The following is a 26,030-nucleotide window of genomic DNA, read 5'->3' as shown; positions in this document are numbered from 1 at the left end:
CCGGTCAGCCCAGGTGGGTGAGGAGCCGCGCGGCGACGTGCCCCAGGCCGGCCGGCGCCGCCCGCGCCCACGCCCGGACCCGGTCGTGACCGCCCAGGTCGCAGACGAAGTCCACCATCAGCGGTGACAGCTCCCGGCCGAGCAGTACGTCCGGCCCCGCGGGCGACCCCATCAGGTTCGCGATCTCCCGGGCCACCAGCCACTCCATGACCGACCGGTCGGCGAACTGGAACCGGTAGTACGGGTCGCGCAGCACCAGCGCGCTCCCCCGGACGTCGACCATCCGGGCCAGCGGCTCGGCCGCCGCGCCCAGGGCCGCCCCGCCGAGCGCGTTCTCCCCGGACTCCCACAGCCGCCGGGCCAGCTGGGTCGCCGCCGGCCACAACTCCGGGTCGGTGCCCAGCCACCGGTCGGCCAGGGCCTGGTAGAGCGCGGACGCGGTGACCCGGCCGTCGCCCGACCCGGCGGCGAGCAGCCGCTGGTCGTCGATGTCGGCGATCAGCGCCAGCATCCGCGGGTTGCCGGCCATCCGGAGCGAGCCGTCGACCCGGCCGAGCAGTTCCAGGCGGGCCCGCGCCGGCTCCGGGCCGAGCCGGCGTTCCAGCAGGTCGAGGATCTGGGCCGGGCCGAACGGGTCCAGATGAAGACGCTCGACCCGGTCCGAGCCCGGCCCGATCGGATCGCGGCTGACCAGGATCAGCGAGGTCGGGCCGGACCGCTGCCAGTGCCCGAGCTGTTCCCGCAGCGCCTCGCGGGCGGCGATGTTGTCGATCCCGTCGCCGAGCAGCACGAACCGGCCGGCGTTGAGCAGGTAGCGGATGTGCCCGGAGTCCAGCTCGCGGATGCCGCCGCGCATCAGCCGGACGACGACCAGTTCGACGAGCCGGGCCCGCCAGTCGTGCTCGGCCAGGTTGATCACGATCGGGATCACCGGGTCGTGATCGGCGTGCAGGCGGCGGGCCAGCTCCCGCAGCAGGAACGTCTTGCCCGCGCCGGACTCGCCGGTGACCACGATCGTGCGGCCGCCCGGTTCGGACAACCGGGCGCGCAGGGTGGCCAGCGCCGGGGGCGGCACGTACAGCTCCGGCCGGTAGGCCGGGTCACCGCCCAGCCGCTCGGCCTGCTCCCGGGCGAACGCCAGCACGTCGTCGCCGAGCTGGAAGTCGGCGAAGTCGACGACCCGTACGCCGCGGGACAGCGCCCACCGCCGCAGCGCCCGCGACGGCGCCGACCGGCAGACCAGGGTCGCGTCCCGGCCCGGCCGTTCCCGCCGGACCACCCGGTCGAGGAACCCCTCCACGATCTCGGTGGACGGCGGCCCGTCGGCGACCCCGATGCAGTGCCGGTCGCCGGTCGGCGCGACCAGCAGGTATCCGTCCCGCTCGACCATCACCACGCCCGGGTGCCGGGCCCGGTACGCCCGCGCGACCAGCCCCAGCAGGTCGGTCCGCCCCGGGTCGGCCGGGTCGTCCGAGACGCGCGGGGGCGGCGGCGACCGGTCCTCGGCCAGCCACCAGTGATCCCCGTAGGCGTGCGCCACCCCACCGGCCAGCAGCTTGCCCGGCCGCAGGTCGACCACCTGGGCCGGGTCCGGGGTGCCGATCGCGGGCACCCCGGTCAGGCCGATCTCCCGGACCCCGCCCGCCTGCCCGTGCAGCACCACGTCCAGGTGCGGGGCGAGGGCGGCCACCTCGGCGGTGTCGTGGTGCACCACGCCGATCCGCAGCCAGCCGCGGTCCTCGTAGTCCCGCAGCCGGTCGGTGAACCAGGTCAGCTGGGCCGGGCCGAGACCACCGGCGGTCCGTTCGCCCGGCAGGTGGCTGACCGGGACGGTGGAGTTCAGCGCGGCCACGACCGTGCGGAGCGCCGGGATCGCGTACATCTGCCAGGGTTGATGGGGTTGGAAGTTGCTGCCGCCGGGCAGGCGCGCGGTCAGCGCCGCGAACGGCTCCCACTTCGGCCAGTACGGCGGGACCGGTTCGAGTCCGTCCGCGGCCTGCTCCAGGAAGTACGCCCGGCACAGGCCCTCGTTGACGTCGGTGAGCCCCGGCGTCACCACGATCCGCCCGACCGGCAGCCGCAGCGAGGCGCGCAGCTTCTCCAGCCGGGTGTACGCGGTCCGGTACTCGGCCGAGGTCGCCCGGCGGGCCACGCCCCCGGTGACCACGACCAGATCGGGCCCGACGTCGGCCGGCAGATCGGCCGCGGAGATCGGTTCGCGCAGGTGCAGCACGGTCAGCCGATCCCGGACCCGGCGCAGCGGCAACCCGCCGCCGCTGGTGCCGCCGACGAACCGCCGCAGCACATCGGCGCCGATGTCGGCGAAGGCGTCGGCCGCCCCGGGCTCGCCCGGCTCGTCCGCCGGAGCGGTGGCCAGCGCGGTGAACAGCGCGCCGAGCCGCTCCGGATGCTGGTCGAGGTGGCGGGACACGTCGGCGAAGACCCGGTCCGGGTCGGACGCCTCACCCGTCGCCCGCAGCGCGTGCCGCACCCCGGGCAGAAACTCGAAGTGCTGCTCGTCCGGGAAGGCCGGGGAGACCGGGGAGACCGGCCGCAGCAGACCGCCGAACAGCACCTCGGACAGGTGCGACAGCCCCGACTCGGGGGCCATCACGGTCTGCAGCAGCCGCATCACGGCCAGGTTGAGCGGCTTGGCCACCGACAGGTAGCGGGCCAGGCCGGACGCCTCGGGCGACGCCCCGGCCCGGAAGTCGCGCACCCGCTGCCCGGCCGACGGCTCGGGACCGGGTTCCCCGCTCCGGCGTGTCCGCGGCGCCGCCCCGGCCGGGGTCACCACCGCGTCGATCCCGCCCGGCGCCCGGCCCGCGACGAGCCGCGCCCACGAGCCCAGCCAGCGCGGATCGATCTCCAGGATCGGCACCGGCACGCTGCCGCCGGCCAGGCCGCGCCGGCGGCGGGCCGGTTCGAAGGTGTACGCCGAAGCCGGCGCCCCGGCCCGCGGCGCGTGCAACCGCCCGGCCCGCGGTGACAGTCCGGTGCGGGACCAGAGCCGCTCGGGCAGCGGCTGCAGGATCGCCACCGGCGCCCGCCGGCCCCACCGAACGAGCAGCCCGGACATCCGCCCGTCGTGCCAGGGCTCACCGACGCCGTCGCTGAGCACCAGCAGCAGGTGTTCGCCGGGCCGGTCGGCCAGCCGGTCCAGGGACGGCCGGGCCCCGGCCGGCCGGATCACCCGGGGTGCGCCGTCGTCGCCCAGCCCGAGGTGCAGGACCCGCATGGTCCGGAACGCGCCGAGCCGTTCCAGCAGGGTGCTGACCTCCTGGCCGAGCCGGTGCAGGACGCCGTGGACCGAGGTGTCGTCGAGCAGCAGGGTCAGGTGCAGCCAGCGTTCCGGCGCGGGCCGCCAGACCGGGGTCCAGAGCCGGCGTTCGGCGATCTGCCGGGCGGTGGCCTCCTCGTCGATGACGACCCGGCGGGTGGAGGGCAGCCGGCGTTTCAGCGGGCGCAGCGCGTGCATCGTGCGGCCGCTGTTGGGCAGGGCCCCCGGGGTGGGCACGCGCAGCGGCCGGCCGGGCACGGTCTCGAACGTGACCCGCGCGTCGGCCGGGACCGTGGCCGTGGCCTCGGCGGTCACCGGTTCGGGCGGGTTCTCCTCGGGTTGCGCGGGCAGCCGCAGGCCGACCCGCTCGGCCGGGATCCGCGGCGTCTCGGGCAGTGCCGGCGCGGGCGTCTCGCCGGGCGGCTCGGGCGGCCGGTCGGACAGGTCGAGCCGGGTGGCCAGCCAGAGCGCCTCGGCCGCCTCGGCCGGGGTCAGCTCCACCCCGGCGGCCCGCAGGACCGCCAGCCACCGGTCGATCGGGGCGGTCACGCCGGCCCGCTCAGCTCGCGCAACACCACCTCGACCAGGTCGTCCCGGTCCGGCTGGCCCTCGCCGCCGGCGTCGTGCAGCAGGTAGGCGGCGTTGAGCAGCTGGTCGGTGGCGAGCGACGACCGATCGCGGCGGGCCAGGAACTCGTCGATCAGCGCCTCCGAGGCGGCCAGCGCGTCGGCGCCCAGGTGGGCCTGGATGATGGCCCGCAGGCGGGGCTCGTCGGGCGGTGCCAGGTTCAGCCGGACACAGCGCCGCAGGAACGCGGGCGGGAACTCGCGCTCGCCGTTGCTGGTCATGACCACCAGCGGGAACTCCCGGCAGCGGACCCGGCCGTCGTCGACCGACACCCGCTCGCCGTCGTCGGACGGGCGGACCCGCACCTGCGGGACCCGGTCGGCGACGCGTTCCAGCTCGGGGATGCCGTACTCGCCCATCTCGAAGATGTCGAGCAGCTCGTTCGGCAGGTCGATGTCACCCTTGTCGATCTCGTCGATGAGCAGCACGCGCGGCAGGTCGTAGGGCGCGAACGCGGTGCCCAGCGGCCCGAGCCGCAGGAAGCGGCCGATGTCCGGCTCCTCGCCCGGCCGCAGGCTCGCCTCCTCGATCCGGCCGACCGCGTCGTAGTGGTAGAGCCCCGAGATCAGCGTGGACCGGCTGGTGATCGGCCACCGCAGCACCCCGCCGAGTCGCAGCTCGTGCGCGACCGCGTAGGCGAGCGTCGACTTGCCGGTGCCCGGGTCGCCGGTGACCAGCAGCGGGCGGCGCAGGTGCAGCGCGACGTTGACCATCCGTACGGTCTTCTCGTCGGCCTGGTAGGGCGCGACCCGGGCCCGGTCGGGCAGCCGGCGGCCGACCGGCGCGTCCCGGTCGAGGGTGGTCGCGGGCCCGCCGTCGAACTTGCGCCACGGTGGTGGCTCGGCCCGCCGCCGGATCCGCTTGCCTCCGGTGTCCACCGTTCCCGTGCCCTGGTAGATCCGGAACTCACCCACCTGCGTCCCTCCTCGGTGGCGTCATCAGCGCCCAGTTCAGCCGGCGTCCCGGGTCGTCCCAGAACAGAACGACGTCGTTCCCGCAGTCCGGACCCTTCTTGGCCGCCGCCTGTTGCCGCATTTGCAAGATCTGCTCCGGTACGTCGTTTCGCCGCACCCCGAGAAGCGCCCCGCTCACCGCCTCGCCCAGTTGGAAGCCGGCGCACTCGTCGTGGGCCACCCCGGCCCCGCCGCCACAGCCGTTCCGCCGCCACACCATGATCGGGATCCCGCTCTCCAGGCCGACGCCGAGCACCCGGCGCAGTTCGGCCCGCCGTTGCGGGGTGTCGGGCAGGATCATCGTGCTCAGGCCGGGGTCGAGCGCGATCTCGGCGAAGAGCGCCGACTCGTCGCGTTGCTCCTGGCAGTCCACGGTCATCACGGTGGCCGGGCCGATCCCGATCCGGCGCCCGGCCAGCCGGTCCCAGCGCTCCTGCCAGCTGGCCAGCATCTCCTCGTCGTCCGGGTCGTCCGGGTCGAGTTCGAAGCGTTCCAGCGCGCGGACCACCACCGGGTTGTTCACGCCGAGCACAGAGACCACGTGCCGGCCCCGGCGCGGCCACTGCTCGACCGCCTCGTCGAGCAGGTCCTCGGGCAGCACCAGCTCGATCATCGGCGGCCGGTCGCCGGCCGTGCCCCGGCGGGCCCACCGGGGCAGGTGTTCGCGCAGGTGGGTACGGAGTTCGTCGGCCGACCGGTCCGGCCCGCCGGTGTCCAGCGCGGTCACCGTGGTGCCGTCGTGCTTCCAAATCTCGCAGCGGTAGCGCTGCCGGTTCGAGCCGAGCGGCCGCACGTAGACCAGCACCGACGGGAGCCCGGCGACGGGCGGGGTGGTGGCCGGGCCGGATCGGGCGGCCTGCACCCGCTCCCAGTCCTCGGGGGTGTGCGCGGCCATCGACGCCCACTGGCCGATCTGCTCGGCCAGCGGGTCACCGGCCGAGCGGGCGCGCAGCAGCGCGTAGGCCAGCACGGGCGGCAGCCGGTCGGCCGGTCCGGCCCGCCCGGCCAGTTCGGCGACCACGTCGCCGTGGTCGAGCAGCGGGTGCGGCACCTCGGCGCCGGGGTCGCCGATCACCGCCCGGAAGTCGGCCAGGTGCTCGGCGTGCCCGATCGGCGGCAGCAGACCGAGGAGTTCCCGCAGGTGCCACTCGCCGCGGCTCTCGCTGACCCCGTTGCCGGCCAGGCGGAACCAGGCGCGGTTGCAGCGATGGTGGGCCTCGTGACGGCGGCGCAGATCGCGGTACTCGTCGGGCGGCATGATCAGGCGCAACGCCCGGATCAGCACGGCCACACCGCCGGCCGGCTGCCCCTTCTGCCGGGCCGCCTTGGTGATCCCGCAGACGCCGCCGGTCTCCAGGTTGAGCACCGGGCCGCCCGACATCCCCGACTCGACCGTGTCACCGGCCAGCCGGATCATCTCGGCGTACTCCCCGCCGTGCGTGTACCGGCCGGAATTGCGCTCGGGCGACGTCCCGAACACCTCGGCGTGCCCGACCGCGACGAACTCGGCGCTCGACGCCGGCCGGTGGTCGTCGAGCCACACCACCGGCTGCCGGCTGCCTTCCGGCAGTTTCACTTCGACAACCGCCAGATCCGGGTACGGCGTGATCCCGCGCCCGCCGCCCGGCTCCGAACCCCACTTGACCACCCCCGGCAACGGCTGCCCGTGCCAGGTGATCGTCACCGGCCGGCCCGGCCCACCGGCCACGTGCGCGCAGGTCAGGATCGTGTCCGGCGCGATCAGGAACCCGCTGCCGGTACCGGCCCCGGAGATCAGGACCAGGCAGCTCCGCAGGTGATCGATGAGCTGGTCGATGTCGGAGGGACCGGCCATGCCGTCACCGGGGCTCGTCGGCCGGTGACTCCGGTGTCTTGCTCTTCTCGGCCGGCCCCCAGGTCAGCGTGACCTTGAGTGCCCCCTTGGCGCCGGCGCCGCCGAGCGCCGCGACCAGTCCGCGATTGCCCACGCTGAGCTCGACGTTGACCTCGACGCTGATCGAGTCCGGCCGGGCCCGGCGGGCGCCCTCGGACACGTTGGTGGTGACCCACTCGACGATCTCCGGGAGGCCGGGCAGTCCGGCGAACTTCTCGGACAGGCCGACGTCCGCCGCCTCCTGATCGGACTCCACTGTGGCCCACATGGTCTGCCCGGACGGAAGCTCCACCTCGACCAGCTCGCGCACGCCGTGTCCCTCCGCTTCGATGAGGTGACCCTTCGTGCAACCGTAGTGCCCCGGACACAGTGGGCAGAAGGCCCGGACGGGGATAAGCCCCGTCCGGGCCGGTACTTTCTACGCCGGTTCGAACCCGGTCAGGTGCAACGAGAACGCCCGGATCGAACCGAGGTCCGAGCCGGCCCGGTCGGCGACGTGGAACGTCCACGTCCCGTCGGCCGGGGACACCCGCAGCGCGGAGAGCGGGTCGTTCGGCTTCCACGAGCCGGTGAACGGCGCGTTGGCCGACAGCGCGTCGGAGAACGGCGTCGCCGCGGCGTCGTCGAACACCACCTGGCACAGGTTGTTCCCGCCGCCACCGCTGCGCGAGAACAGCGTCGCGGTCCGGCCGTCGGGCGCGGTGAGCGTCCCGATCAGGTCGCCGACGAACGTGTGGTCGATGCCCACGGTCGCCGAGGCGGTGTCGGTCGAGCAGGTCGTGCCGTCGATCGAGAACGTCAGCCCGGACGCGTAGCCGACCCCGCTGACCGCCACGGTGGCCGACACCCCGGTCGGGTCGTTGTCCGGGATCGCCACGGCCGGGCCGGCGTAGGCGAAGTCCCGCGCGACGGCCGACGGCTGCCCGGTCGGCAGCACGACACTGCTGGTGGTCGGGGACAGATAGCCGGCGAAGGTGATCTTCACCGACAGCGTGACCGGTTTGCCGAGCGGATAGTCGGCGGCCAGTTCGAGCGTGAAGTTCTTCGACTTCGAGGCGCCTGCGGCGAGGTTCCCGTACGACGCGGCCCGCGGCGTGACCGTCGCCCGGCTGTCGTCGCTGGTGACCACGACGCTGACCCCGGTGGCCGTACCGTCACCGACGTTGACCGCCGGCAACGCCACCGTCGCGTTCTCGCCCGGCTCCAGGTAGGTGTCCCCGTCCCCGCTGGTCGGCGTGACCACCGGGGTGCCGGCCCGCACGAGCGGCTGCGGGGTCGCGCCGGTGTTGCGCAGCAGCAGGTCGGCCCGGATCACGCCGTTGCCGGTGCGGTTGTCGTAGCCGGTCGGGGCCAGGTCGAGCGCGGTCCCGGTCAGCGCCGAACGGATCTCCGCGTTGCTCATCCCCGGGTTGCCGGAGAGCGCCAGCGCGGCGATCGCGGCGGCGTGCGGTGCCGCCGCCGAGGTGCCGAAGAACGGTGAGAAGTCCGGCACCGACGTGACCACGCCGTCGGCCGCGGTGATCTCCGGCTTGTTCCGTACGGTTCCGCCCGTCGAGCTGAAGTTCCCCGGGGTCACCGGCGTGCCGTCGGCCCCGAAGAAGACCCGCCGCGGACCGTCCGAGGTGAACCGTTCCGGCTTGGACTGCTTGGTGAACACGTTCGGGTACGGCCCGGCCGGGTTGGCCGGGTCGCCGTCCTCCAGGTCGAACGGCAGCGGCTCGGCGGCCGGCGCCGCGGCGACCGAGAACGCGCCGACGGCCGCGCTGTGCCCGCGGGTGATGCCGGGCGTCGAGAACGCCTTGAGCGTCCCGTCGGGCGAGTCCGTGAACCGCCCGCGGAACACGCTGAGCTGGAAGTACCGGTCGGCGCCGGAGTACTTCACGACGGCCAGTTTCTGGTTGCTCCCGGCGCCGGTCGCGAGGATCTCGAACGGGTCGTCGTTCCCGTCCTGGGTGTCCTGCGAGAAGTCCGAGACGTTGCCGGCCGCGTCGATCAGGTAGAGGTCGTAGTCGTTGGCCGAGGCGCCCAGCGGATCGGCCCACCACAGGGTCGTCACGCAGTTGGCGCTGTTCGGCGAGAGCGGGTCGAAGACCTGCACGCCCGCGCCCGGGTCGAAGTCGTGGGCCTGACCGGCGAACTTGCCGATCCCGCGACCGGAGTCGACGAAGTCGCCCTCCCAGTTCCCGGAGGTGCCGTCGAGCTTGTTGCCCTCGTTGCCGGCCGAGCTGAAGTAGAACCCGCCGTCCGCGATCACGGCGTTGACCGCCTGGGCCGGGAGTCCGTCCTGGAACGGGCTCTCGTGGTAGTACACGACGTCGTCCACGATGATGTCGCAGCCCGCGGTGAAGCGCAGCGCCCGGATGTTGTCGGCGAAGCTGACCTCGCTGGTGAACGCGGTCGCGAAGCCGAGCCGGGCGTTCGGCACCAGGTCGTGGATGATCTCCAGCATGGCCGTGCCCTCGTCGCCGTCACCCTCCTGCCCGGTGAGCACGTCGACATCGGCCGGCAGGTCGCCACTGGCCTGCGAGGCGGCCAGCGAGTCGACACCGTCGGACAGGGCGCAGACCTTCACGCCGGTGCCGGTCACCTTGTAGCGGGTCCGCGCGGTGTCGGCCGCGTGCGCCCGGTCGCCTTCGGAGACCACCGATCCCTGGCTCGCCGTCACCGCCGCGACCTTGGCCGTGGCCGCTCGGACCGTCTGCTCGACCCGGGCCTCCCGGGCCTCTTTGGACTCCGCGGCCGGTTTGCTCCGCGGATCGGTCTCCCGCGCGCTGATCAGCCCGTGCGCGATGCCGACCCGGGTCACGTCGGACCATCCGGCGATCGTCGTCAGGGCCCCGAGCGGGGCCTCGACCAGCACGGTTCCGGTCGCGGCGGACGGGTACCGGATCCCGGCCCCGACCTTCCGGAGCCGGCCGAGCAGGTCGTCGCCGATCTTGCCTGCGTGCACCTCGACCTGGGTCGTCCCGGACTTGGAGACCTCGACCCCGGTCGACACCTTCGGCAGCGCGCTCGCCGCCACCTTCCCGGTGCGTTGACGAAGCTCGACGGCGAGCCGGCTGTCCAGCTTGCGCTCGGCCCCGGACAACGACTTCTTCAGCTGCTGCAACGCGCCGATCTGGTCATAGGCCCGGCTGGTCGCGTCCTCCGGGCCCTTCGCGCCGGCACCGGGCGCCCAGACGCCCACGACCAGCACCGCGGCGGCCACTCCGGTCACGACACGGCGCGGCCCACTTCCCCTGATTCCCAAGACAGCCCCCCACACTGACAAACATCAATTTGATGTACGTGGATGTTAGTCATCTTGAGAGATCAACAGAACGTATCGAGACCGATCACTCTCGGTCCGGCCCGGAAAGGCGCGAGCCCGCCCCACCGGAAGCCGGCGGGACGGGCTCTCACAAGGTGCGAGCCTCAGCAGGCGTGCGCGACCACCTTCGGGTCGTCGTCGACGTTCTTCGGGAGGGTCACGCAGGCGACACTCTTGCCGGAGGTGACCTGGGCGACCCCGGAGCGCACGACCTTCACCGTGACGCCCGGGATGGTCATCTTGGCCGCGGCCTCCTTGAGGTGCGCGGCCGGCTTGCCGTCGCTCAGGGCGAGCAGCATGGCCTGCGAGCCGAGCAGGTCGGCCCACTCCCCGGCGCCACCGCCGGAACCACCCAGCGCGTCCACGTCCGGCTCGGCGAACGAGCCGGCCAGCTTGCTCAGGTCGATCTTCTTGGCGCCGTCCGGAGCCGCGATGTCGGCGCCGGTGGAGAGCTCGACCCGCAGGGCCGCCCGGCCGGTCGCGCCCGCCGAGAACTGCAGCAGGTTGATCTCGAACGCCTTGAACCCGTCGTTGTCGATCCACACGTCGAGGACGATCGGCTTGTCGGCCGGCGGCTTCTCCATCTCGGAGTCGAGCGCCTTGCCGACCGCGTCGCCCCCGGCCGCCCCGCCGAGCTTGGAGACCGACTCGGCCAGTTGCTTGCCCTGCTCGTACGCCTTGACGGTGGACGTGGTGACGACCAGGTGGGTCTTGTCCTTCTCGTCGCGGACCACGTCGGCGCCCTCGATCAGCTTCTGCATGCCGCTCGTCAGCTCGTTCGCGATCTGCTCGTTCTGCGCCGGGTCGGCGCTCGGCGTGACGCCGGCGACACCGCCGCCGAGCTTCTGCAGGTCGGTCAGGGAGAGCGAGACCCAGCCCCCGTCGAGCAGCGTGTCGACGCCGTCGACCGAGGCGCCCAGCTCCTTGCGCATCGCGTCGACGTCGGCCGCGGACGCCCCGAACTTGGTGGCCAGGTCCTTGACCGGCGCCTTCACGTAGGCGACCTGGTCGACGACCCGGATCTCGGTGCCGGCGACCCCGTCGATCACCGCGCTGACCGAGCCCCGGTCGTCGGTGGCCCCGGCGCCGGCCTTGTCCCAGCCGAAGGTGAACGAGGAGTTGTAGAGCTTGCGGATGACGTCGGCGTCCTCGTCGGTGAACGCGTCCTCACCGGTGCCGGACTCCTTCTTGGCCAGGGCGATCAGGTCGTCGACGCTGCCACCGGCCTTCAGGGTGAACCCGGCCTTGCCGGTCGCGCCCAGGGCGTCGGCCGCCTTCTTGATCGCCAGCTTCGGTTCGAGCTGCTCGATCTGCTGGGCACAACCGACCGCGAGAGTGAGGGTGACACCACCGGCGAGGGCGCCGGCCAGAAAGCGCTTCATGCGCGAGAATCTCCTGTTTTCAAGGGGTGGCGGCACTCCCCCGGTGCCGCGGCCCGGAAGTGTACGACCCTCGATCAGCCCCCGTCTGCCGATATCCACGCCGATCGACTCCCCAAGGTCAGGTGACGCTCACCCTCCGTACCGGAAAATCGGGCGAAGCCCCTAAAAAACCCGCACCGGCGTGACCATTCCCACGCGGGGTGACCGGGATCGGGCCGGGACCGTATGATCGCGCGGTTCAACGGCATGGGGGGACTTCATGAATGGACCGCGTCGTGGCTGAGCCGAACGATGTCAGCCCTAAACGGTCACGGCTGACCGCCCTGGACGGGCTGCGACTGGTCGCCGCCCTGATGGTGGTCCTCTACCACTACACCGGGCAGATCAGCAACGCCTGGAGCAAGGGCACCGACGAGCTCTTCCCGCGGGTCCACCCCTACTCGTCCTACGGCTGGACCGGCGTCTACCTGTTCTTCATCATCAGCGGTTTCGTGATCTGCATGAGCGGATGGGGCCGGTCGCTGGGCGGCTTCTTCATCTCGCGCGTGGTCCGCCTCTACCCGGCGTACTGGTTCGCGATCATCGCGGTCACCGTCGTCACCACGTTCTACCCGGCCATCCAGGAACGGGCGGAACCCTCCAAGATCCTGATCAACCTGACGATGCTGCAGGTGGCGCACCGCGTCGGCGACATCGACGCGGTCTACTGGACGCTCTGGGCCGAACTGCGGTTCTACCTGCTGTTCGCCCTGGTGGTGTGGCGCGGTCTGACCTATCGCCGGGCGGTCGCCTTCTGCGTGCTCTGGACGGTCGCCGGGCTGTTCGCCGGCGGCAGCTCGGACCCGATGATCCGCAACCTCGTGCAGGCCGACACGTCGAGCTTCTTCATCGCCGGCATCGCGATCTACCTGATGCATCGATTCGGGCCGGACCTGCTGCTCTGGTCGATCATCGGGATGTCGTTCCTGCGCGGGCAGCTGTACCTCACCAAGTCGCTCACCGAGATGCACAAGAACACGCATGTGTACGGCAACTGGCGCTGGACCACCGGCCTGCTCCTGGTCTTCTACCTGCTGGTCATCGCGGTCGCGCTGGGGCATCTCTCATGGGCCCGGTGGCGGTGGCTGACCACCGCGGGCGCGCTGACCTACCCGCTCTACCTGCTCCACGAGGTGCTCGGGTGGACCGTGATCGAGAAGTTCCGGGACAGCGTCTCGCCGCGGAACCTGGTGCTCGGCCTGATCGCCGCCATGCTGCTGCTGTCGTACCTGGTCAGCCGGTTCGTGGAACGACCACTGGCCAAGCCGATGAAGCGGGCGCTGGCCAAGGCCATGAGTCGCGTCACCAACGACCTCCGGGACAAGGTGGCACCACCGGATCGAACACCGAAGAACGACGACCGGCCCCCTCCCGGCGTGACCGCGGACGACGCGCCCACCCAGGGGATCAGCGTCGCGGCTCAGCGCGTCTGAGCGCCCGGCTCGTGGTCCGGTCCGATTCCTCCGGCAGCGACCCCAGCAGGGCCAGCGCGTCGGCGCTGGGCGAGCCCGGCTCGGCCCGGTAGACGACCAGCAACTGTCCGTCGGTGTCGGTGACCGCGAACTTGTCGTAGGGCAGTTCGAGGTCACCGACGATCGGATGACGCATCCGGTGCACGCCCCCGCCCACGTGCGGTTTGGCGTCGTGCCGGGACCAGAGCCGGCGGAACATGTCGCTGCGCACCGACAGCTCGCCGACCAGCTCGGTCAGCCGCGGGTCGTCGACGTCCGGGCCGGCCATCGCGCGCAGGGCGGCGACCAGGCCACCGATCCGGTGCTGCCAGCCCGGCAGGAACTCCTGCACGGCGGGGTCGAGCAGCACCGACCGCAGGATGTTGGTGCCCGGCGTGAAGATCGGGGCCAGCGCGACGGCCAGACGATTGGCGGCCAGGACATCCTGGAAACGACCCTGGACGTACGCCGGAGTGGTGTGCCAGGCGTCCAGCAGAGGCTGCAGACCCGGCCGGAGCCGCTCGGGGCGCCGCTGCCGGGACGCCGCCGGAACCCCGAGCGCGTGCAGGTGCGCGGTCGCGTCCTCGTCCAGGCCGAGCGCCCGCGCGATCGCCCCGAGCACCTGGGGTGAGGGCCGCCGGTCGCGCCCCTGCTCGATCCGCGTGTAGTACTCGGTGCTGATCCCGGCCAGCATGGCCAACTCGTCACGTCGCAGCCCGGGCACCCGCCGATGACCGTTGTCGGGCAGCCCGACATCCTCGGGCCGGATCAGCTCACGCCGGGCCCGCAGGTACTCGCCGATCAGGTTCACGCCCCGACCATAGGCCGGTTCACCGTCCCGCCGGGTAGCCCTGGCAGCACCCCCCTCACCAGGGGAATGGCTGACCCGCCGGGTCCGCCGCAGGCTGTCGGCATGACTTCACGAACCTGGCTCGTCACCGGCGCCAACAGCGGTTTCGGCCGCCACCTGAGCGAGCAGCTCCTGTCCCGCGGCGACCGGGTCGCCGGCACCTTCCGTACCCCCGGCAGCGTCGACGACCTGTCGGCCCACTGGCCCGATCGGTTCCACCCGGCCCGTCTCGACGTCACCGACCCGGCGGCGATCATCGCCGTGGTCGACCAGGCCTGGACCGCCCTGGGCCGGATCGACGTGGTGGTCAGCAACGCCGGGTACGGCCTGATGGGCGCGGCCGAGGAACTGACCGATGACCAGATCACGCACCAGATCGCGACCAACCTGACCGGCTCGATCCGGCTGATCCGGGCCGCCCTGCCGCACCTGCGCCGGCAGGGCGGCGGCCGGATCCTGCAGCTCTCCTCGGTCGGCGGGCAGGCGGCCTGGCCGGGCGGATCGCTCTACCACGCCACCAAGTGGGGCGTCGAAGGGTTCGCGGACGCGCTGGCCGGCGAGGTGGCGTCGTTCGGCATCGGCGTCACCATCGTCGAGCCGGGCAGTGCCCGCACCAACTTCCGCTACGGCAGTTCCGTGCTGGCCGACCGCATCGAGGCGTACGACGCCACGCCCGTGGCCGGGGTCCGCCGCATCCTGACCGAACGCACCACCGAGGGCCTCGGCGACCCGGCCCTGATGGCCACCGCGATGATCGCCAGCGTCGAGCAGGACCCGGCGCCGCGCCGGCTGGTCCTGGGCAGCGACTCGTACCGCACCATCGAGAACACCCTGGTCACCCGGCTGGCCGACGTCCGCTCCCAGCGCGAGTCGGCCGGGGCGACGGACGCGCCCCTGGAGGGCGTCGCCACGTCCGGCCCGGCCGACCTGACCCCGGCCGTCCGGGACCGGTAGTCCCGGACGGCCGCCGCGGTGGTGTGCGCCTAGGAGCACACCACCGCGTTGAGGTCGACGGCGTAGCCGCCGTGGTTGCGGTAGTAGGTGAGCACGCTCTTGAAGTCGGCGCAGCGCGCCTTCAAGGTGGCCGCCGACGCCGCCGTGCCGTTCACCGCCCTGGTCACCTTGCCCATGTCGAGCCGGTCGGCCGGGGTGTTGAGGTCGTGCGTGACGGTCCAGAACCATCGGGCGATGTCGGCGCTGTAGGCCACCGACCGGACCTCCTCCCGGTTGGTGACGAAGTCTCGCTGGAAGTACTTCCCGGCCGCCGCGTAGTTGCCCTTGAGCGTGAGCTGGACGTAACCACGCCCGCAGTACGGGTAGTACGACTTCGTCGAGGCCGTGCAGCCGACCTCCAGCCGGTTGTACTGGACGCCGCTCTCCGCCTTGAGAGTGGACAGGAACGCGGCGATCCGGGCCGGGCTGTTGATGTTGCCCCGGCGCATGGCCGCGTTCAGCGAGGCGAGCCCGTCGGTCACCGCGGCCGACGACGGAATGCCGAGAGCCTCCTTGAGCAGGGCGGCGGTGACCACGGCGTCGGCCGGCAGCTCGGAGCCGTCGGCCCCGGAGTAGACGACCCGTCCGAAGTAGCCGGCCGCCCCGAACGCGAACACCCCGCCGTCGGCGCCGATCATCAGGTAACCGTCGTTGCGGATGACGGTCAGTCCGATCACCGGCTTGACCAGCCGCTGCCCGCCCATCGACCCGTAGAAGCGGGCATCGCCGTACGCGAAAATGCCCCCGTCCCCGGCGACCAGCCAATATCCCTTGCCGGTGGGCGTGGCCGACAGGCCCGCCACCGGCGAGTTGAGCGCCTTGCCACCCATCGAGCCGTAGAACTGCGCGTCACCGAAAGCGAAGACACCGCCGTCGGCGGCCACCATCCAGTAGCCCCGGCCGGTCGGAGTCGCGGCGATGCCCTTGACCGGGGCGTTGAGCGCCTTGCCACCCATCGAGCCGTAGAACTGCGCGTCACCGAAGGCGAAAACCCCGCCGTCGGACGCGACCAGCCAGTAACCCTGACGGCTGGGTGTGCCGGCGATCCCGACGACCGGCGCGTTGAGCGGCTTACCACCCATCGAACCCTTCGAGGCGGCGTCACCGAACGCGAACACTCCCCCGTCCGCGGCGGTCAGCCAGTAGCCGAGACCGGTCGCGGTCGCCGCGATGGCGACCACCGGCGCGTTCAGGGCCTTGCCGCCCATCGACCCGTAGAACCGGGCGTCGCCGAAGCTGAACACCCCGCCGTCGGCGGCGGCCACCCAGTAACCGAGACCGGTCCTGGTCGCGGCGATCCCGACCGGCGGTTTCCGCGTGGTCGTGTCGGCCGCCCGCGCCGCCGTGGGCAGGACCAGGGCGGCCAGCACCAGCGCGGCCGTCATCAAGCGTTTCATCAGTTGTCTCCCGTCAGAACTGGCCGGTGAAGCCGGTGGGATTGCCGAGGAACGGCACCGAGCCGAAGGCGTAGTGGGCACCCGTACGGCTGACGACCAGGTAGCCGGGGCTCATGCCGGGCAGCGCGTAGCTGATGTCGGCCGCGTCCCCGGCGATGCTCGGCACGTTGCCGAAGTAGCTCGCGTCGCCGAAGGCGTAGACCTGACCGGTCACGCTGACCAGCACGTATCCGTTTCCGGGGGTGCGCGACATGCTGACGATCGCCCGCTGGAAGCCGGTGGCGTTGCCCCGCCACTGCGCGTCGCCGTACGCGTAGACCTGCCCGGCCGAGGTCAGCAGCCAGTAGCCGCGGCCGGTGGTGGTCGACTCGATCGCCACGAACCGGCCCGCGTAGCCGGTCGGGCTGCCGCCGTAGTAGGGATTGCCCGCCGGATAGGAGTACACCTGCCCGGCCTCGGACATCAGCCAGTATCCGGCGCCGTCGGGCCGCGCGGCCATCGACACGATCCGGCCGCTGAAACCCTTCGGACTGCCCCCGAAGTACGGGTTTCCACCCGGGTACGCGTACACGTGCCCGACCGAGTCGGTCATCCAGTACCCGCCGCCGTTCGGGGCCATAGCCACATCGGTGATGCCGGTGTTCCCGGCCGGCTGGCCGCCGCTGTAGGTGCCGTTCCAGGCGTAGACCTGCCCGATCGAGCTGACGTCCAGGTACGAGCGCGGCCCGGCCAGCCGCGAGCCACCGCCGTTCACCACGTCCGGATAGCCGGCGCTGCCGCCCGACCCGGTGCCGCTGTTGCGGTTGTCCGGGTCGTGCACGATCCCGGCGACCTGATGCGTCGACCAGAACGAGTCGACCGTGCCCGCGTGCCAGCGGGCGGCCTGCCGGACCACCTTGGCGTTCTGGTTGACAGTGCTGAGCGTGCGTGAGCCGTCCGCGTTGACGGTGACGCCGTCCACGATCGCGACGTGACCGGCGATGCGGCCGTCCGACAGCCTCGTGCTGCCGCCGGAGAGCACCAGCATGTCGCCCGGCACCACCGTGGTGATCGCCCCCTGGGCCTGCCGGGTCATGCCCAGCCCGGCCGCGTTGGTATAGATGTCGATGGCGCCGGCGACCCGCGGGAAGTACCCCCGATACCAGCCTTTCGACTGGTAGAAGCGCTGGGCGAGCTCCACGCACTGCCCGGCCGAGCCGACCGCGGCCTGCCCGCCGCAGGTGCTCCACGTCGGATTGCAGACCGGCACGCCGGCGCCGCCGAACCACTGGTTGCCGGCCAGCAGCACGGTGCCCGCCGCCGCGGCCGCGGGTGCCGCGGGCAGGGTCACGACCCCGGCCGCCAGGGTGAGGCTCATCAATACGGAACGAATGCGGAACATGGGTCTCCTCGGTGCGGGGGGAACGCTTGACCGGGAGCAAATACACCAAATTCGGAGGCCTGCCGACAGGGGCGAATAACACTTATGGCCGCACGGTCGGCGATACCGGACAGCCCGTCGGGCGACCCGGCGTCCGGCCGACCCCGGACGATGGCGTCCGGACAGTCGTTTCCGGGGTCAGCCACTCGGCCGAGGCGAAGCGGTCCGGACATGACGAAGGGCCCCGGTTCGCACGTTCGCGAACACGGAGCCCCAGGTGTTTGGTGGGCGATACTGGGATCGAACCAGTGACCTCTCCGGTGTGAACGGAGCGCTCTCCCGCTGAGCTAATCGCCCTCAACGAGAAGGAACTCTACCGGACGCCGGCCCGGCCCGGAAAACCGGGGGTTCCCACGCCCCTAATTCCGGGCGAGGAAGTCGCGGGCTTCCTGGATCAGGTCGATCCCGAGACTGAGGCGCACCGCGAAGTAGACGATGAACGCCACGAACACCATGCACGCGACCCCGATCACCGCCCGCATCACCAGACTCTGCCGCCCGATCCAGTGCGTCCACGACAACACGTGGCGTTTGGTGAAGTCGAGCAGCCGCTTGGCCCAGGTGAATTCCACGGCCCAGATGGCCAGGCCGAGGATCACGATGGCCCACCCCGGGCCGGGGAACGGGATCAGCACGATGCCCACGGCGACGACCAGGGTGCCGAGCACCCCGATGCCGATCTTCAGAGCGAGCCGCCCGGTGGGGTTGGAACGGATACGGTCGAGCAGACGCACGTCGGAAGCCTTGTCGTCCGGTTTTACACCCATTTCATCCCCCAGTGTCCCGGGGCCCCGTCACCGCCCGGGACGAATGGACGTTACCGGAGTAAGTCAACTGCTGGACCACCCGACGCCGGGCGGAACCGAGTACTTGGGCATAACAGGACAAGATATCTTTTTGCGTTCTGTGCGGATGGGTTTTCGGAACCGTCTTCCCACTACTGGGTGAGATCAGCGTATGGCGGAGCGTAATGACAGGGATCACCTGAGTATGGGAAACGCGGGGTTCACCAGCCTCGCAGCGGTGCCGGGGGGAGTTCGTCCATGAGTACCATTCGTCCAACGACCGTCGAGGTCGAGACCTCGCTGCGGCTCGTAGCGCCAGACGCGACGGCACTGCCGGTGCGCGCCAGTCTGCGCTACGACCCGGCGGACCCGTATGCGGTCCATGTGTTGTTCCATGCGGAATCAGCCGGTGGGGAAGCCGTGAGCTGGTCATTCGCAAGGGAACTGCTGGTCACCGGCCTTGACGAGCCGGCCGGTATCGGCGATGTCCGGGTGTGGCCGTGGGCCACACCGCGGGGGGACTTCGTCGCTCTGGCGTTGTCGTCACCTGACGGCAACGCGCTGTTCGAGGTACCGCGCAGTGTCCTCGTCCGATTCCTGCGGCGCACCTATGTGGTGGTGCCGCGTGGACGGGAATCAGAACATCTGGACGTGGATGCGGCGGTCAATCGGCTCCTGGCGGGCCGATGATCTGAAGCAGTTGAAGGGCGACCCGCGCGGACTCTGCCGATCCGCGCGGGTCGCCCTTTTTCGGGGGAAAGTCTGGATCTCCGAAAAGGAATCGGAATCGGACGTATAGCGAATACCGAGGCACGAAACAGACAAATAGCCCGGTCGGTGCAGTAAGGGATGCGTTGACGTCCATCGACGGTTACCGTCAGGCACGATGCCAGCACTCATTCACCGCGCCGAGCGCGCGACCAGTGCCCCGACCGAGTGGTCGGGGGTCGGCGCCTGCGCCCTGCCGGTGGCGGCGGGATCCGCCACCGGGTTGCTCGAGTGCCATGCACTCGTTCTGACCACCACGGGGCCCATGCATGCCGACGTAGATTTCACCGCGCACCTCGCCGGTCCGGGAACGCTCCTCTGGGCGCGTCCGGGTCAGGCTGTCCACTTCGAGACGGGCAGTTCGCCGTCCGGAACCGCCACGGTCGTCTTCCGGCCGGGGCTGTTCGGGCCGGAGGAACTTCCCGGGTTGTACCCGGACGATCCGGATGGGCCGGGCCGGACACCGATCGTCCTGCCGGACCCGGACGTGTTCCGAGCCGTGTTCGATCACATCGCGACCGACGCCACCGGCCCGCCGGGCAAGGTGGCAGCCGCCCTGCTGCGCCATCAGCTGGCCGCGCTCCTGCTGCGGATCCAGCTGCTGGACGGCGCCGGCGACGACTCGGGCAACGTGGAGCGGCGGACCTTCGAGAGGTTCCGGCGCCGCCTGGAGGACGGTTATCCGCACAGCCGCCGGGTCGAGGACTACGCGGCCGAGCTCGGCTGCTCGGTCCGCACCCTGACCCGGGCCAGCCTCGCGGTGACCGGCCGGACCGCCAAACAGGTGGTCGACGACCGCGTGGCCCTGCAGGCCCGCCGGCTGCTCGCCGCCACCGATCTGTCGGTGGCCGAGGTGGGCCGGAGTCTGGGTTTCGCCGAGCCGACCAACTTCGGGCGGTTCTTCCACCGGGAGACCGGGTTGAGTCCCGGACACTTCCGGGGCGGTCCGGCCGAGCACTCCGGAGGCATCCCCGGACAGCGACTCCCCGCTGACTGAGGGTTAATTCCCACATCGCCCTGGGGTATGTGCATCCCGGATGCGGCGGCGAGGCAGAATAGTCGCGTGCAGATCTCCGCGCGCGGCGACTACGCGGTCCGGGCAGCGCTCAGCTTGGCGCAGGCCTACCCGGCACTGATGTCCGCCCAGGCCATTGCCCAAGACCAGGAAATGCCCCGCAAGTTCCTCGAAGCGGTGCTCGCCGATCTACGTCGCGCCGGGGTGGTGCGGGCGCAGCGCGGCGCCGAGGGTGGGTACACGCTGTCCCACCCTCCACGGGACGTGACGATCGGCCAGATCCTCCGGGCCGTCGACGGCCCGCTCGCCGGTGTGCGCGGCCTCCGTCCGGAGGAGACGCAGTACACCGGTGCCGCCGAGAACTTGCCGAACCTGTGGGTCGCGGTCCGGGCCGCGGTCCGCGAGGTGGTCGACGAGGTGAGCCTCGCCGAGCTGATCAGCGGCCGGATGCCGGCCCACGTCCGGAAGCTGACCACGCGTCCGGACGCCTGGCAGCCACGCTGACGTTTGTCGAAGCGTCCGATCGGGAAACACGCTGTCATCGCACAGCTGTTCCCCCCGAAGGAGACGTTCCGATGGGCCTCGTATTCCGTAGCCGCAAGAAGTTCGGTCCGCTGATCCTGAACTTCACCGAGAACGGTTACTCGTCGTGGAGCTTCAAGATCGGCCGCTGGTCGTGGAACTCCAAGACCCGCGCGCACCGCGTCGACCTGCCCGGCCCGCTGTCCTGGAAGCAGGACAAGTCCCGCTCCCGGTCATGACGCGCTGATCAGCACGTCCCCGCCGAGCCGGCCCGATGCCGGATCGCGAGTGACCAGGCCGGCGTCGAGCATCAGATGCAGGACACGATTCGCGTCCGCGGCTCGATAGACCGTCTCGGTCAGCGTGAACGTGCGCAGGTCGCTCACCGTCGCCGCACCCACCTCGGCCAGGTACGCCAGGATCTCCCGGCGTAGCGGGCCGGGGTGCGGCTGCAGCGAGATGTCGATGAGGTGCCGTTCCGGGTCGCCCGGGTCGCGCAGCCGCACCCCGGCGAACTCGTCGACCGCCCAGAGCGCCTCCTTGAAGGACTCCAGGCTCTTGCCCGACCCGGTCACGAACACCACCACCTGCCCGGGCTCCTCCCCCACGGCCAGCTCAGCCGCGGTCACCAGCGGGAACCCGGCGTCCCGATAGGGCGCCACGTCCGATCCCGGCGGCAGCACCAGCAGCGCTTCGGCCGGCCGCCCGGCGGCCAGGGCCGCCACGGTGGTCACGGCGGGCGGTTCGCTCGCGCTTCCGGCATCAAGAAAACCCAGCGTGGGTACGTTTTTAGCCCCGGCCGCCCGCAGTGCGACGTCGCCCGGCGCGTTGATCGCGAGCACCGACAGCCCCGCCCCGGCACCGGCCTGTTGCTGAACCTCACCGAGCCGCGTGGTGATTGTCGTCATGTCGTCACCGACGGCCACCATGGACAGCTCCCGCCCGCGGGCCAGATCCGGTAGGTCGGCGAGCACCCGGACCGCCGCCTCGGCACTGGCCCCCGCGTCCGCGTCGGCGTATCCGTGCAGATAGATGGCCCGGCGACCGCGGTGCAGGGCCGCCGGCGCCCATGCCTCGAGATGGCGGATCAGCAGTTCGCGTTTGACCGTCGTGACTGACATGCGGAAGTTCTACCCCGTCCACTCGGTACCGGCCGTCACACCCCAACACTTGTACCTAGGGTATTCACACGAGCACTATGAGGTACGTGGCTCCTCCGCTCGCCGAACTCACCGCCCAGGCTCAGACCCTCTCATCAGCCGGCGATCTCACGGGCGCTCGTGCCGTTCTCTCCGAGGTCCTGCGCACCGCGGACGCCGACCCCCGCCGCGCCACCGCCGAGCTCGCCGTCGCCGCCGCCCTCTTCGCCCGCGTCCTGATCGCCCTCGGCGACCCGCAGTCGGCCCGGCTCTGGGCCGCCTTCGCCCACGCCGCCGAGGAGCAGCTGCACGGCCCGCGCGACGAGCGCACCATCGCCGCCGCCGCCACCCACGCCGCGGTCCTGCACCGCATCGGGCAGTACGGGCGGGCCGCCCTGGTCTACCACGACCTGGTCGGCGAGCTGTCCCATCTCGACGATCCGGAATCACCGCGCGTGCTGGCGGCCGAGGCCGACCTGGCCACCGCCGAGCACGCAGCCGGGCACTGCGCCGCCGCCCGGGCCCGCCTGACCGGCGCGTGGCGGCGCCACCAGCGCAAATACGGGGAGTCGGCCCCGGCCGGCATCAAGATGCTGGCCCGGCTCGGCGCCATGGAACGCGAGTGCGGACGCGACGCCGCCTCCCGCGACCACCTGGCCACCGCCCTGCGGCTGAGCCAGGAGCACCTGCCGGCCGACCACCCGCTGACCCGCCAGGCCGCCGCGCTCGTCGACGGCGAACGTTCGGGCCGGCACACCTGCGGGCGGATGACCCGCCCCGGCCGCGACGACGACACCGAGCTGCGGCCGGGCGGCTTCCGGCCCTTCCCGCGCCGGCCCACCGTCCCGGACCCGGGCGGACGCAAGCCGACCACGAAATATCCCCCGGCGCCGGACGACACGTTCGACGACGCCACCCAGCCCCCGCCGGACAACCTGACCACCGACCCCAACGGCACGGTCTACCAGCAGCCGTTCTACCTGAGCGACCTGAACCTGATCGGCGACCCGACCGGCCGGCACGCCCGCGCCGACACCCCGCCCCCGCGGCCCGGCCACCGCGCGCCGGAGTACGGGCCGGTCGGCTCGGCCCGCGTCGCCACCGCCGAGCCACCGCCGAACAGCCCGGCCGCCCCCGCGGCCCGGCGCCGCGGTCACCCCGTGCTGCTCGCGGTCGCGCTGGCCGGCGGCGTGGCGATCGCCGCCGCCGTGGTCATCTCGACCCTGCCGGACGCCGACGGTGCCACCACCCCGGCCGCCGTCCCGACCACCGCGGCCGGACCGACCCTGTTCACCGCCCGCCCCGGCGCGTCCGGCTCGCCGGAACGCGTGACGCTGCGGGACAACGGTGACAGCGTGTCGCTGACCTGGACCAATCCCGCCTCGGCGACCGGCCCGGTGGTGATCTCGGGCGGGCGGGCCGGGCAGCCACCGGTCGAGTTCCAGCGGCTCACCGCCGGCTCGGTCGGCTACGAGGTGTACAACCTCGACGAGCAGCCGGACTACTGCTTCACGGTCGCCGTCCAGACCACCGGGGGGAAACTCGCCTCCTCGTCGCCCGTCTGCACCGCCCGGTGAGCCGGTCCGTCCCGCCCGGCGAACTCGCAACCACTTCGCACCCGGCCGGGACCCGTTCTGCCACCGCCGGGCCGGAATCTTGGTCGTCACGGCGACTACAGGAAGTAGGGACAGTGACGACCGAAACGGCGAACTGTGTCCCCACCGGGCTGGACGAGCTCGGTGCCCTCGATGCCGCCGTGGCGGAACTCGAGGCCCGCCCGTACTCCCAGTTCCGGACCGTGCGCGAACCGGCCGTCGACATCCGCCGGCGCGCCCAGGAACTGGGCTCCGACCACCTCTACCAGCGCGCCGAGCTGCTGCTGGCCTCGGTCGACCTGCGCGAGGGCAACATCGGCACCGGTGGACAGGCCGCCCATCGGGTCTGCGCCTGGGCCGAGGAGCACAAGGCGCACTACCTGCTGGCCCGGGCCCACCGCCAGCTGTCGCTCTTCTACCGGTACGTCGGTGACTCCGCCGACGGCCTCAAGCACGCCGTCCAGTCGGTGGCCCACATGCGCCCGGACTGGCCGGTCACGCTGCGGGCCCAACTGTTGATGTCGCTGTCGGTGGCGCTCGACGAATCCGGTTCCCGGGTCGAGAGCGACCGGCGGGCCCGCGAGGCCCTGGCCCTCACCGTCGCCGCCGGCGACTACGAGATGACCATCCTGACCCTGAACAACATGGCCTACAGCGCCTACGAGAACGAGGACGAGCCGGCCGCCCGGGCGATCGTCGCCGAGATCCACGAGATCCAGGCCCGGACCGGTTACCGGTTCAGCGCCAACGAACTGGACACGATGGCCCGGGTCGAGCTGATGGGCGGGCACTACGACGAGGTCGAGCAGCTGCTCACGCCGGTACTGGCCGATCTGGTCGCGGCCAACGAGGGCGACGCGATCGCCGAGTGCCACCTCACCCTGGCCCTGGCCCGCCGGCTCGCCGGGCACTACCCGGAGGCGCAGGCCGCCCTCGACGCCAACCTGCGCATCTGCGAGGACCGGGGGCTGGCCGCGGTCCGGGCCCGGCTCCGCGAGGAGCAGGCCGCGCTCTACGCCGCCACCGGCCGCTACGCCGAGGCGTACGAGGAGCACCGCGCCTTCCACACCGAGACCACCGCGCTGCTCTCGGCCCAGCGCGACGCCCGCGCCCGCGCGCTGCAGGCCGTCTTCGAGGCCAACGAGGCGCGCCGGGCCAGCGAACACTTCCGGGAGATGGCCCACCGGGACGCGCTGACCGGGCTCTACAACCGCCGCTACATCAACGAGCGGCTGCCCGCACTGCTCCTGGAGGCGGCCGCCGGCGACGGACCGATCTCGCTCGCCATCATCGACCTGGACCACTTCAAGCGGGTCAACGACACGCTCTCGCACGCCACCGGCGACACCGTCCTCCAGCACGTGGCCGAACTCCTGGAGGAGGCCACACCCGGGTCGGCGCTGGCCGCGCGGATGGGCGGCGAGGAGTTCCTGCTGGTCTTCCCCGGCCTCGGCCCGGAGGAGGTCGCGGTCCGCTGCGAACGCCTGCGCCTGCGCATCCGCGCCCACGCGTGGGGCCCGATCACCGGCAGCCTGCCGGTCACCACGAGCATCGGCATCACCACGTCCCTGGACGGCCACGGCACCGTGAAGTCCCTGCTCTCCCAGGCCGACCGCAACCTTTACGCCGCCAAACGCAGCGGCCGCGACCGCGTGGTCGCCGACACCGTCATCTGACCCCGCCGCCGCCCGCTCAGGACTTGATGTGGTGGTCCTCGGTGCGCTCCTCACCCCGGCGGCGGAGCAGCTTCAGACCGGGCAGACCGGCGATGGCCAGGTGCAGATCCTCGGTCACCTCAAGCAGCTTGTGCAGATCCGGCCCGACCTGGTCAAGCTTGTTGAGCAGCGGCATCACGTCGTTGACCATGTGATCCCGCAGCGCCGGAAGCTCGTCCACCATCTTGATCGCCGCGGTCACCTCCTCCGGCGTCAGCTCCTCGACGAACCGCGCGGCCAGCGGCGACGCCTTACGCAGCGTCGGCGCATACCCGTCGAGCAGCTCGGTGGCCACCCCGGCCGCCTGGTCGGCCCGCGCGACCACCGCCGACGCCCGCCCGGCCACGCCGGCCGCCTCGTCCACGATCCCCCGCGCCGCCGCACTCACCGCCCCGGCCTCAGCCACCAGCTCGGCCGCGGACGTGGTCAGCGACCCGGCCTCGATCACAATCGTCCCGGCCGCGTCAGCCGTCGTCGCGGCCCGCCGCACCACGTCACCGGCCGCGGTCGAGATCGCCCCGGCCTCGTCCACCGTCAGAGCCGCCGCCGTCGTGATCGCCCGAACCTCCCCGAGCAGCCCCTCGGCGGCCGCGGTGATCGTCCGCACCTCGGCAACGGTCTCCTCGGCCGAGGTCGTCACCGCGGTCACCCGCTGAATCAGGTCCTCCACCTGCCCGACGGCCAGCCCGGCCCGGTTCACCAGCAGCTCGGCCTGCCCGAGCAGCCCGAGCGCCCGCACCGGAACACTGGCCACCACCCCCGCGGTCTCGATCACCTGCCCGATCGCGGCACGCGTGAGGTCAGCGGCGACGGCCGGCGCGGACAACGCGACGCGGGACATCTGGACGGCTCGGGACACCAGTGACGCCATTTCCCCATTCTGCTCTCCGCGAGCACCCCCGGCCCGCCGAGCGCC

General features: G+C 72.0%; 20 protein-coding genes and 1 tRNA gene. 8 read left to right on the top strand and 13 right to left on the bottom strand.

Annotation, left to right across the window (positions count from 1 at the left end; genetic code table 11):
- Nucleotides 1-4 precede the first annotated feature (4 nt).
- The 6 genes from ACSHV8_RS49670 to ACSHV8_RS49645 all read right to left on the bottom strand — a co-directional run bounded on the left by ACSHV8_RS49670 (nt 5) and on the right by ACSHV8_RS49645 (nt 11,425).
- Nucleotides 5-3,829 carry an SAV_2336 N-terminal domain-related protein gene (locus tag ACSHV8_RS49670; RefSeq protein ID WP_436527466.1) on the bottom strand — a complete coding sequence of 1,275 codons (3,825 nt, stop codon included), beginning with the start codon at nt 3,827-3,829 and terminating at the stop codon, nt 5-7.
- Nucleotides 3,826-4,821, bottom strand: coding sequence for an AAA family ATPase (locus ACSHV8_RS49665; protein ID WP_436527465.1), 996 nt, complete (start codon nt 4,819-4,821; stop codon nt 3,826-3,828). Before ACSHV8_RS49665 ends, ACSHV8_RS49670 begins: the two co-directional genes overlap by 4 nt.
- Nucleotides 4,814-6,694, bottom strand: coding sequence for a trypsin-like peptidase domain-containing protein (locus ACSHV8_RS49660; RefSeq protein ID WP_436527464.1), 1,881 nt, complete (start codon nt 6,692-6,694; stop codon nt 4,814-4,816). Before ACSHV8_RS49660 ends, ACSHV8_RS49665 begins: the two co-directional genes overlap by 8 nt.
- Nucleotides 6,695-6,698: 4 nt before the next feature.
- Nucleotides 6,699-7,043: a CU044_2847 family protein gene (locus ACSHV8_RS49655; protein ID WP_436527463.1), complete on the bottom strand. Its 345-nt coding sequence runs from the start codon at nt 7,041-7,043 to the stop codon at nt 6,699-6,701.
- Between the two features lie 108 nt (nt 7,044-7,151).
- Complete coding sequence (locus ACSHV8_RS49650) at nt 7,152-9,950, bottom strand: S8 family serine peptidase (protein WP_436527462.1); 2,799 nt, start codon at nt 9,948-9,950, stop codon at nt 7,152-7,154.
- A gap of 197 nt (nt 9,951-10,147) precedes the next feature.
- A complete protein-coding gene (locus ACSHV8_RS49645; protein ID WP_436527461.1) occupies nt 10,148-11,425 on the bottom strand; it encodes a hypothetical protein in 1,278 nt (425 codons plus the stop codon).
- A gap of 275 nt (nt 11,426-11,700) precedes the next feature.
- Here ACSHV8_RS49645 and ACSHV8_RS49640 point away from each other — a divergent pair, with 275 nt between their 5' ends.
- Complete coding sequence (locus ACSHV8_RS49640; RefSeq protein WP_436527460.1) at nt 11,701-12,897, top strand: acyltransferase family protein; 1,197 nt, start codon at nt 11,701-11,703, stop codon at nt 12,895-12,897.
- On the opposite strand, the gene ACSHV8_RS49635 is transcribed toward ACSHV8_RS49640, so the two are convergent.
- Nucleotides 12,872-13,726 carry a helix-turn-helix domain-containing protein gene (locus ACSHV8_RS49635; RefSeq protein ID WP_436527459.1) on the bottom strand — a complete coding sequence of 285 codons (855 nt, stop codon included), beginning with the start codon at nt 13,724-13,726 and terminating at the stop codon, nt 12,872-12,874. The two genes, ACSHV8_RS49640 and ACSHV8_RS49635, sit on opposite strands and share 26 nt — an antisense overlap.
- Nucleotides 13,727-13,828: 102 nt before the next feature.
- Here ACSHV8_RS49635 and ACSHV8_RS49630 point away from each other — a divergent pair, with 102 nt between their 5' ends.
- Complete coding sequence (locus tag ACSHV8_RS49630) at nt 13,829-14,719, top strand: SDR family oxidoreductase (protein ID WP_436527458.1); 891 nt, start codon at nt 13,829-13,831, stop codon at nt 14,717-14,719.
- Nucleotides 14,720-14,748: 29 nt separating this feature from the next.
- On the opposite strand, the gene ACSHV8_RS49625 is transcribed toward ACSHV8_RS49630, so the two are convergent.
- The 4 genes from ACSHV8_RS49625 to ACSHV8_RS49610 form a co-directional block, all read right to left on the bottom strand.
- Nucleotides 14,749-16,155, bottom strand: coding sequence for a hypothetical protein (locus ACSHV8_RS49625; protein WP_436527457.1), 1,407 nt, complete (start codon nt 16,153-16,155; stop codon nt 14,749-14,751).
- A gap of 13 nt (nt 16,156-16,168) precedes the next feature.
- The gene (locus tag ACSHV8_RS49620; protein ID WP_436527456.1) at nt 16,169-17,536 is read right to left on the bottom strand and encodes a CHAP domain-containing protein; all 1,368 of its coding nucleotides are present in this window, start codon (nt 17,534-17,536) and stop codon (nt 16,169-16,171) included.
- A 261-nt stretch (nt 17,537-17,797) separates the two neighbouring features.
- Nucleotides 17,798-17,872: transfer RNA gene (locus tag ACSHV8_RS49615), tRNA-Val, on the bottom strand.
- 62 nt (nt 17,873-17,934) lie between these two features.
- Nucleotides 17,935-18,342, bottom strand: a complete 408-nt coding sequence (locus tag ACSHV8_RS49610) for a TIGR02611 family protein (protein WP_436527455.1) — start codon at nt 18,340-18,342, stop codon at nt 17,935-17,937.
- 276 nt (nt 18,343-18,618) lie between these two features.
- On the opposite strand from ACSHV8_RS49610, the gene ACSHV8_RS49605 reads away from it, so the two are divergent.
- From ACSHV8_RS49605 to ACSHV8_RS49590, 4 genes are all read left to right on the top strand, one after another.
- Nucleotides 18,619-19,050: an SsgA family sporulation/cell division regulator gene (locus ACSHV8_RS49605; protein ID WP_020514863.1), complete on the top strand. Its 432-nt coding sequence runs from the start codon at nt 18,619-18,621 to the stop codon at nt 19,048-19,050.
- Between the two features lie 343 nt (nt 19,051-19,393).
- A complete protein-coding gene (locus ACSHV8_RS49600; RefSeq protein ID WP_436527454.1) occupies nt 19,394-20,125 on the top strand; it encodes a helix-turn-helix transcriptional regulator in 732 nt (243 codons plus the stop codon).
- A 66-nt stretch (nt 20,126-20,191) separates the two neighbouring features.
- Nucleotides 20,192-20,647: an RrF2 family transcriptional regulator gene (locus tag ACSHV8_RS49595; RefSeq protein ID WP_092554613.1), complete on the top strand. Its 456-nt coding sequence runs from the start codon at nt 20,192-20,194 to the stop codon at nt 20,645-20,647.
- A gap of 71 nt (nt 20,648-20,718) precedes the next feature.
- Nucleotides 20,719-20,904, top strand: coding sequence for a DUF4236 domain-containing protein (locus tag ACSHV8_RS49590; protein ID WP_436527453.1), 186 nt, complete (start codon nt 20,719-20,721; stop codon nt 20,902-20,904).
- Here the strand turns inward: ACSHV8_RS49590 and ACSHV8_RS49585 are convergent.
- The gene (locus ACSHV8_RS49585; RefSeq protein ID WP_436527452.1) at nt 20,899-21,786 is read right to left on the bottom strand and encodes a hypothetical protein; all 888 of its coding nucleotides are present in this window, start codon (nt 21,784-21,786) and stop codon (nt 20,899-20,901) included. The two genes, ACSHV8_RS49590 and ACSHV8_RS49585, sit on opposite strands and share 6 nt — an antisense overlap.
- 77 nt (nt 21,787-21,863) lie before the next feature.
- Between ACSHV8_RS49585 and ACSHV8_RS49580 the strand changes: the two genes are divergently transcribed.
- Nucleotides 21,864-23,381 (top strand): fibronectin type III domain-containing protein, encoded by a 1,518-nt coding sequence (locus tag ACSHV8_RS49580; protein ID WP_436527451.1) that lies wholly within the window; start codon nt 21,864-21,866, stop codon nt 23,379-23,381.
- Between the two features lie 113 nt (nt 23,382-23,494).
- Nucleotides 23,495-25,075: a diguanylate cyclase gene (locus ACSHV8_RS49575; protein ID WP_436527450.1), complete on the top strand. Its 1,581-nt coding sequence runs from the start codon at nt 23,495-23,497 to the stop codon at nt 25,073-25,075.
- A 16-nt stretch (nt 25,076-25,091) separates the two neighbouring features.
- Here ACSHV8_RS49575 and ACSHV8_RS49570 read toward each other — a convergent pair whose 3' ends face one another.
- On the bottom strand, nt 25,092-25,985 hold the full coding sequence (locus ACSHV8_RS49570) for a hypothetical protein (protein ID WP_436527449.1): 894 nt from the start codon (nt 25,983-25,985) through the stop codon (nt 25,092-25,094).
- Between the last annotated feature and the right edge of the window lie 45 nt (nt 25,986-26,030).

This window comes from Actinoplanes sp. HUAS TT8 (assembly GCF_051380535.1).
Taxonomy (GTDB): Bacteria; Actinomycetota; Actinomycetes; order Mycobacteriales; family Micromonosporaceae; genus Actinoplanes.
This window is presented reverse-complemented; position numbering and strand designations above follow the sequence as displayed.

Bases quoted from the DNA above. Each gene is read 5' to 3' on its own strand.
- ACSHV8_RS49660 (WP_436527464.1), bottom strand. From the start codon at position 6,694: ATGGCCGGTCCCTCCGACATCGACCAGCTCATCGATCACCTGCGGAGC.
- ACSHV8_RS49645 (WP_436527461.1), bottom strand. From the start codon at position 11,425: ATGAAGCGCTTTCTGGCCGGCGCCCTCGCCGGTGGTGTCACCCTCACT.
- ACSHV8_RS49630 (WP_436527458.1), top strand. From the start codon at position 13,829: ATGACTTCACGAACCTGGCTCGTCACCGGCGCCAACAGCGGTTTCGGC.
- ACSHV8_RS49625 (WP_436527457.1), bottom strand. From the start codon at position 16,155: ATGAAACGCTTGATGACGGCCGCGCTGGTGCTGGCCGCCCTGGTCCTG.
- ACSHV8_RS49620 (WP_436527456.1), bottom strand. From the start codon at position 17,536: ATGTTCCGCATTCGTTCCGTATTGATGAGCCTCACCCTGGCGGCCGGG.
- ACSHV8_RS49610 (WP_436527455.1), bottom strand. From the start codon at position 18,342: ATGGGTGTAAAACCGGACGACAAGGCTTCCGACGTGCGTCTGCTCGAC.
- ACSHV8_RS49605 (WP_020514863.1), top strand. From the start codon at position 18,619: ATGAGTACCATTCGTCCAACGACCGTCGAGGTCGAGACCTCGCTGCGG.
- ACSHV8_RS49600 (WP_436527454.1), top strand. From the start codon at position 19,394: ATGCATGCCGACGTAGATTTCACCGCGCACCTCGCCGGTCCGGGAACG.
- ACSHV8_RS49590 (WP_436527453.1), top strand. From the start codon at position 20,719: ATGGGCCTCGTATTCCGTAGCCGCAAGAAGTTCGGTCCGCTGATCCTG.
- ACSHV8_RS49585 (WP_436527452.1), bottom strand. From the start codon at position 21,786: ATGTCAGTCACGACGGTCAAACGCGAACTGCTGATCCGCCATCTCGAG.
- ACSHV8_RS49580 (WP_436527451.1), top strand. From the start codon at position 21,864: ATGAGGTACGTGGCTCCTCCGCTCGCCGAACTCACCGCCCAGGCTCAG.
- ACSHV8_RS49570 (WP_436527449.1), bottom strand. From the start codon at position 25,985: ATGGCGTCACTGGTGTCCCGAGCCGTCCAGATGTCCCGCGTCGCGTTG.